Raw genomic sequence first — 6,726 nt, 5'->3', positions numbered from 1 at the left:
CGGGTCGGCGACGTTGTCCTTGAGGAAGAGCCGGTCCCCTTCCGGCAGGCGCTGGAAGAAGGTGAACAGGGCGTCCTTGTCCTTCCGTTCGAACGGCTTGAGGGTGACCTTGGTACCGTCCTTGAGCTTGACGTCCTTCGGATACTCCCGGTGCATGAACGGCCTCCTTTCCTCGTTGCGCGGCGATCTCCCCCGGTTCCAGGCGATGAAGGGGAGGAACTTTTCATTATAGAGAGGAGCCCGGCGGCCGCAAAGGGGAAAGGGCGCCCCGTTCCCCCGGTTCCCGGGCGAAAAACGGTATCCGGGGACCCGCCGAATCGTGTAACATTCTGTCGACAGTATACGTAACAAGAATGAGTGGTGATAACAGGGCTGGCTCCCGCCAGCGGGGGAAAATGACTGAAGAATTGTCGCCATCGGCCGATAAGGTCAATGATGCCACCCTGGTGCCCCGGACGGCAATCATCGGGAAAGCGAACGTAGTCATCCAAAGGGGGTCGGTCGAATGAACAGGCGCACCCTCGCACCTCTCGTCGCGCTCTTCATCCTCGCCGCGGTCGTTCCGTCGGCCCGCGCGGTCACATTCGGGGGGAAGGCCTCCACCCAGGCGATGTGGTTCTCCGACGAGTTCGGGGTGGACCACTTCGATCTCGCCCAGTACGTGCGTGCATCCGCCCGGCAGTTCGACAAGGGAGACACCGTTCAGGTGACCGGCTACGGCCGCCTTTCGGGGGACGTGGAGGAGGGGGACGGAGTCGACGGCCGCCTGTACTACCTGTACCTGGACAAGCGGGGCGCGGTGAAGTCGACCGATGTCCGGGTGGGTCGCCAGTTCTTCTTCGTGAGCGCCGGGTCCGGAATCGTGGACGGGGCCCGGGTCGACACGCGGATCGCCGGTCCGGTCGCTTTCACGCTGGTGGGAGGGCGGAACGTGCTGTTCGATACCACGGGGGAAGCCACGAAGCGGGGCGATGCGGCATTCGCCGCGCAGGCGAGCCTCATGAACCTCCCGGACGCCCATCTCGACCTTTCCTACTACCTCACCTACGACGAAAACGACCTGGCGAAGGAGCTCGTCGGGATGTCGGGAAGCAAGCGGGTCGGCAAATACGGGGAGCTGTACACCCGCCTGCGGTACGACGTGCTCTCGGAGGTGTTCGGCGAGATCCAGCTGGGGGGCCGCAGCGCCTTCTTCCCGAAGGTGGTGCTGAACGCGGAATATTTCCGGTCCATCCCGGTGTTCGAGGCGACGTCGATCTTCTCGGTGTTCGCGGTGGACCGGTACCAGGAGGTTCTGCTGCGGGCGGACTACGAGTGGACTCCGAAGGTGACGCTTTCCGGCGAATACCGGAACGAGAGCTACGGAGGCGGGGACAAGGCGAACGCGGGGGAGGGCGGGGTGCGGTACCGCCCGTCGGACGGGGTGTCGGTCTACGGCGCGGGGATCTGGCGCGTGGGAACGGGCGGGAACCTGGCGGGGTTCGAGCTGTCGGGGGACCTCGTGGTGAGGAAGGATTTCCTTCTCTCCGCGGGTCTCCAGCGGGACAGCTTCCGGCGCGAGCTGATGACGGGCCACGACGACGCGACGCGGATCTGGGCCGGCGTTGACGCGAGGATCCGGAAGAACGTCTCGGCGTCCGCGCGGATCGAGGACACGATCAGCGACCAGTACAGCCGGGACGTCCGGGGCCGCCTGGCCCTGAACGTGTCCTTCTGAAGGAGGGAACGGCGTGAAAAAACCTATCTTCCTCTTCCTCGTCGTCTCCCTGGTCTGCAGCGCCACGCTTCTGTACGCCCGGGAGGACCACCGTGCATACAGCAACGCCAAGATCCGGGAGTGCACCGAGTGCCACCGGGACGCGAACGTGTCGCCGAACCACCAGGGGGCGTGGAACGCGCAGCACGGAGTGATCGCGGTGAAGCCGGACGCGCCGTGCGCGGACTGCCACGACCGGTCGTACTGCACGGACTGCCACTTCGGCGGGGGGATCGACGCGGGGCTGCACGTCTCGCAGGACCGCGGGCCGAACTACAAGCCGAAGAGCCACCGCAGCTCCTTCCTGGAGGTCCACCCGATCGCGGCGTTCGACAGCCCGAACTCGTGCCAGCGGTGCCACCCGGCTTCCTTCTGCTCCGAGTGCCACGCCCGGTTCCAGCCGCAGGATCTCATGTTCCAGTCCCACCGCAAAGGATGGTCGGATCGCCCCGCCGTGGGCGGCGGGCCGGCGCATTCCACGTTCCCCCCCGATTCCTGCCTGACGTGCCATCCGAATTCGGTCCTTCCGAGCCACGTCTGGTCGGGCTCGCACGCGAGGGAAGCGCGGAGGAACCTCCCCACCTGCCAGTCGTGCCACTCGGACGGGGAGACGTGCTTGAAGTGCCACAGCGCGAAATCGGGGTTGAGGGTAAACCCCCACCCCGACAACTGGGGATCGATCCAGGGAAAACTCAACAAGGCGGCAGGCCAACGCACCTGTGTGAAATGCCATTAAGGAAGGGAGGCTTCGCGATATGAAACGGCACCACGGACTGTTCGTCGTCTCCGTCCTGGCGTTGTCCGCCGTGCTGGCGGGCTGCTGGGGAACCGACAAGAGCACATCCCTCGATCTGGCCACCGTCAGCCAACCCGGCAGGGTGGGGTCGGCGCAATGCACGGGCACCTGCCACGCCGTGACGGCGGACAGCCTTGGCCAGACGATCTCGACCACCTGGGCCGGCGCCGTCCACACCGCGCGGACCTCCGCCCAGTGCGAGGATTGCCACGGCGGGGGCGCGGAGCACTGGGGTGTGGGCCCGATCCCGTACCCGAGCCCGTCCATGGCCGGCTGCGCGAATTCCCTGTGCCACGGGAGCGGCAGCGCCGCCTTCACCGGGTTCGCCTCCACGGCGCACGGGAACCCGAACGGCAGTCCGGAAAAGTTCTTCCTTCAGGTCGACGCGGGGACCGCCCAGGCCACCTCGTCGGGTACGCCGATCTTCAGGCCGGATGGGGTGACCCCGGTCAGCAGGGCGCAACGGACCGAGGAGTGCTCCCGCTGCCACAATTCGACGTACACGTTCACCTACGCTTCGACCGGCGCGCTCACGTCGCCCAGCCCGGACAACATGCCGACCCCGGAGGTCGGATGCGGCTCCTGCCACAACGGGCACGATCCGGCCGACAACGTGGCGATACCGCAGAGGGCCGCGTCCGTCCTCTTCCCGAAGTTCCGGAACTACCTGGTCGACAACGTGCGCGGCGCCCAGACCGACAACGTCGCCGCGCCCCGCGTGAACCTGACCTCCTTCAACCTGATCTACCAGCCGAACGGGGCGGTCGAATCGAACGGGACGATCGATTACACCAACGTCGTCGGCGCGAACAACGAGATTTACCCGGATCGGCTTTGCGCCGCCTGCCACGCGAGAGGGGTGTACAAGTACGAGGGGACGGCCACGCACAACACGGACGTCTGGACGCAGTGGACCGCATCGGGACACGGCGACCGGAACGCCGCCGCCTTCGCGGAGTTCTCCGCGAACCCGGGGGCCTACACGATGGACAACGGCGCCGCCTACCCCTCCCCCGAGAGCCATCGCAGCACGTACCCGTGGGACATGGCGCTGGCCACCGCGAGCGCCGTGTCGGCCAACACCACGCGGAACGGGTCCTACTTGAGCGGGACCTCGACCGTGAACAACACTTCCTGCTACAAGTGCCACCACGGGATCGCCTCGATCGCGTACCAGGACAACGTGGAAGGAACCTCCTCCGCTCCCGTGCTCTTCGGGGACGTGACCGTCACGTGCATCACCTGCCACAATCCGCACGCCGATGCCGTGGGGAACACGAAGAACACCCGCAAACCGGTCGTCATGAGCAAATACTCCTCGACCCAGGTCACGTTCCAGGGGAACGTCTTCCTCGACAACACCGACGTTCCGACCGCTGCGGGAAACGAGACGATCTGCATCTTCTGCCACCAGGGGCGGGAGTCCGGCTTCACGCTGTTCAAGCGCCGGATCGCCTCGGGGACGACCGTCACCGGATCGTTCCTGAATCCGCACTACCTCGGGACGGGCGCGATGCTGTGGGCGCGCAACGGGTATGAATACACGGACAACACGACCGGCACGGCGGTGCCGAAGCAGTACGGCTATATCACCGCCCATCAGCAGTCCAACTGCAACGGCTGCCACATGGCCACGAGCTCGACCGCGGGGATCGGCGGCCACACGTGGAAGATCCTCTCGACCGACGAGTCCGTGGTGAACAATTCCTCGTGCAATGTCTCCTCGTGCCACAACGGGAGAGTCCCGGCGACGAACTCCGCGGGCCAGTTCCACGATTTCCGCGATTCGGTCTTCGACCCGACGGCGGACTACGACCTCGACGGGACGGTGGAAGGGATCGCCAAGGAGATCGCGGGGGTCGAGGACCTGCTCATCTCGCTGCTGGACAACAACAACATCACCTACAACGACCTGAGCTACCCCTACTTCTTCACCAAGGGGACGACGTCGTCCTACACCGCCTGGAACCGCCCCCAGTTGAAGGCGGCGTTCAACATCCAGTACGTCATCAAGGGGCTCCCCGCGGCCGCGACGTCCCAGATCGGGCACCCGAACACGACGGCGGCGACCCACAACTACCGGTACATCCTCCAGCTCCTGATGGATTCGTACGAGGCCCTGTACAACAACACGACGAGCCCGTCCGGCTCGCTCCCGACGCCGGCGGCGCTGCTGGCCAACCGGCCGGCGGGGGTGCGGGCGGCGACGAACTACAACCCGCAGGCGGGCGGGGGGTACGACCCGCTGCAGTAGACGGCGCGGGGAACCGGAAAATCCCGGCGGCCCGGGGGGAACCCCCGGGCCGCACCCTTTTGCGCGACCGGCAGGGCGCTTCGCCCCGTCCCACCGCGCGGGCCATCGCGCCCTTTCGTCGCGGTGTCCGTCCGGGCGGTTGATTTCGGGGGGCTGTTTTCGTATGATGTTCCGGCTTTCCGAAGGCATACTGTCGACATCACCCTCGTCGTTGCGCCAGGAGATCCATTCCATCCATCAAGGGGAGGAAATTCGCGTGGGAAAGAACATCGTCCAGAAGATCATCGACGCGCACTACGTCGCCGGGGACAAGAAGCCCGGCAAGGAGGTCGCCGTCCGGATCGACCAGACCCTGACCCAGGACGCCACGGGAACGATGGCGTACCTGCAGTTCGAGGCGATGGGCGTTCCCCGGGTCAAGACCGAGATCTCCGTCTCCTACGTGGACCATAACACGCTGCAGGAGGGGTTCGAGAACGCCGACGACCACCTCTACCTCCAGACCGTGGCCGCGAAGCACGGGATCTTCTACTCCCGCGCGGGGAACGGCATCTGCCACCAGGTGCACGTGGAGCGGTTCGGCGCCCCCGGCAAGACGCTCCTGGGGTCCGACTCGCACACCCCCACGGGCGGCGGCATCGGGATGATGGCGATCGGCGCGGGAGGCCTGGACGTCGCCGTCGCGATGGCGGGCGGCCCGTTCTACATGACGTACCCCCGTGTGGTGAAGGTGAACCTGACCGGGGTGCTCCGCCCCTGGGTGGCGGCCAAGGACGTGATCCTCAAGCTCCTCGAGATCATGACCACGAAGGGGAACGTCGGGTCGATCGTGGAGTACGGCGGCGAGGGCGTGGAGACGCTGTCGGTCCCCGAGCGCGCCACCATCACCAACATGGGCGCCGAGCTCGGCGTCACCACCTCGATCTTCCCCTCCGACAAGGTGACCAAGGCGTTCCTGAAAGCCCAGGGGCGCGAGGACGTCTACAAGAAGCTGAAGGCGGACGCATCCGCGAAGTACGACCGGGTGATCGACATCAACCTCTCCGAGCTCGAGCCGATGGTCGCGATGCCGCACAGCCCCGACAACGTGAAGCGGGTGAAGGAGATCGCCGGCAAGAAGGTCCACCAGGTGCTCGTCGGATCGTGCACGAACGCATCCTACAAGGACGTGACCACCCTGGCCAGGATCCTCAAGGACCGGACCATCAGCACGGGCGTGTCGTTCGGCGTGGCGGCCGGTTCCCGCCAGGTCCTCCAGATGGCCGCGAAGGAGAGCAGCGTCGCCACGCTGGTCGGGGCCGGCGCGCGGATCCTGGAGACCGCGTGCGGCTTCTGCATCGGGGCGGGACAGGCCCCCCCGTCGGGCGGCGTGTCCGTCCGGACGAACAACCGGAACTTCGAGGGGCGGTCGGGGACCAAGGACGCCGGGATCTTCCTCGTGTCGACGGAGACCGCCGCGGCGTGCGCGCGGACGGGCGAGATGTCCGACCCCCGCGACGTGGCGGAGAAGCTCGGCATCGAGTACCCGAACGTGAAGGTGCCGAAGAAGTTCCTCATCGACGACTCGATGGTCCTCGCGCCCGCGGAGAACGGCGCGGGAGTCGATGTCCGGCGCGGGCCGAACATCGGCAAGCCGCCCGAGAGCGCGCCGCTGCCGGAGACGATCCGCGGCGAGGTGACCCTGAAGGTCGGCGACAAGATCACCACCGACCACATCATGCCGGCGGGCGCGCGGCTGAAGTACCGGTCCAACATCGCCAAGTACGCCGAGTACGTCTTCGAGGGCGTGGACGCCTCGTTCAGCCGCCGGGCACTGGAGAACAAGGCGAAGGGCGTGCACAACGTCGTCGTCGGGGCGCTCTCCTACGGGCAGGGATCCTCGAGGGAGCACGCGGCGATCTGCCCCAGCTACCTCGGCGT

Annotated in this window: 5 protein-coding genes; 4 read left to right on the top strand and 1 reads right to left on the bottom strand. The window is 66.5% G+C overall.

The genetic code is table 11. The annotated features are described in order from the left end of the window. Window positions 1–156 (bottom strand): N-acetyltransferase (locus HZB86_05520; GenBank protein MBI5904992.1); only part of this gene is annotated, 156 nt, incomplete at its 3' end. Between the two features lie 349 nt (window positions 157–505). Here HZB86_05520 and HZB86_05515 point away from each other — a divergent pair. The 4 genes from HZB86_05515 to HZB86_05500 form a co-directional block, all read left to right on the top strand. After that, complete coding sequence (locus HZB86_05515) at window positions 506–1,717, top strand: hypothetical protein (GenBank protein MBI5904991.1); 1,212 nt, start codon at window positions 506–508, stop codon at window positions 1,715–1,717. Window positions 1,718–1,730: 13 nt separating this feature from the next. After that, entirely contained in the window at window positions 1,731–2,492 is a 762-nt protein-coding gene (locus HZB86_05510) for a cytochrome C (GenBank protein ID MBI5904990.1), read from the top strand. Window positions 2,493–2,511: 19 nt separating this feature from the next. Then, entirely contained in the window at window positions 2,512–4,806 is a 2,295-nt protein-coding gene (locus tag HZB86_05505) for a hypothetical protein (GenBank protein ID MBI5904989.1), read from the top strand. Window positions 4,807–5,062: 256 nt separating this feature from the next. Further along, on the top strand, window positions 5,063–6,726 hold a 1,664-nt coding region (locus HZB86_05500; protein MBI5904988.1), incomplete at its 3' end, for an aconitate hydratase.

The organism is Deltaproteobacteria bacterium, assembly GCA_016234845.1.
GTDB lineage: Bacteria > Desulfobacterota > Deferrimicrobia > Deferrimicrobiales > Deferrimicrobiaceae > JACRNP01.
Note: the sequence above shows the minus strand (reverse complement) of the source record. Positions and strands in the feature narration are given on the sequence as shown.

Coding starts and splice junctions, on each gene's coding strand:
- HZB86_05505 (MBI5904989.1), top strand. CDS start 2,512: ATGAAACGGCACCACGGACTGTTCGTCGTCTCCGTCCTGGCGTTGTCC.
- HZB86_05515 (MBI5904991.1), top strand. CDS start 506: ATGAACAGGCGCACCCTCGCACCTCTCGTCGCGCTCTTCATCCTCGCC.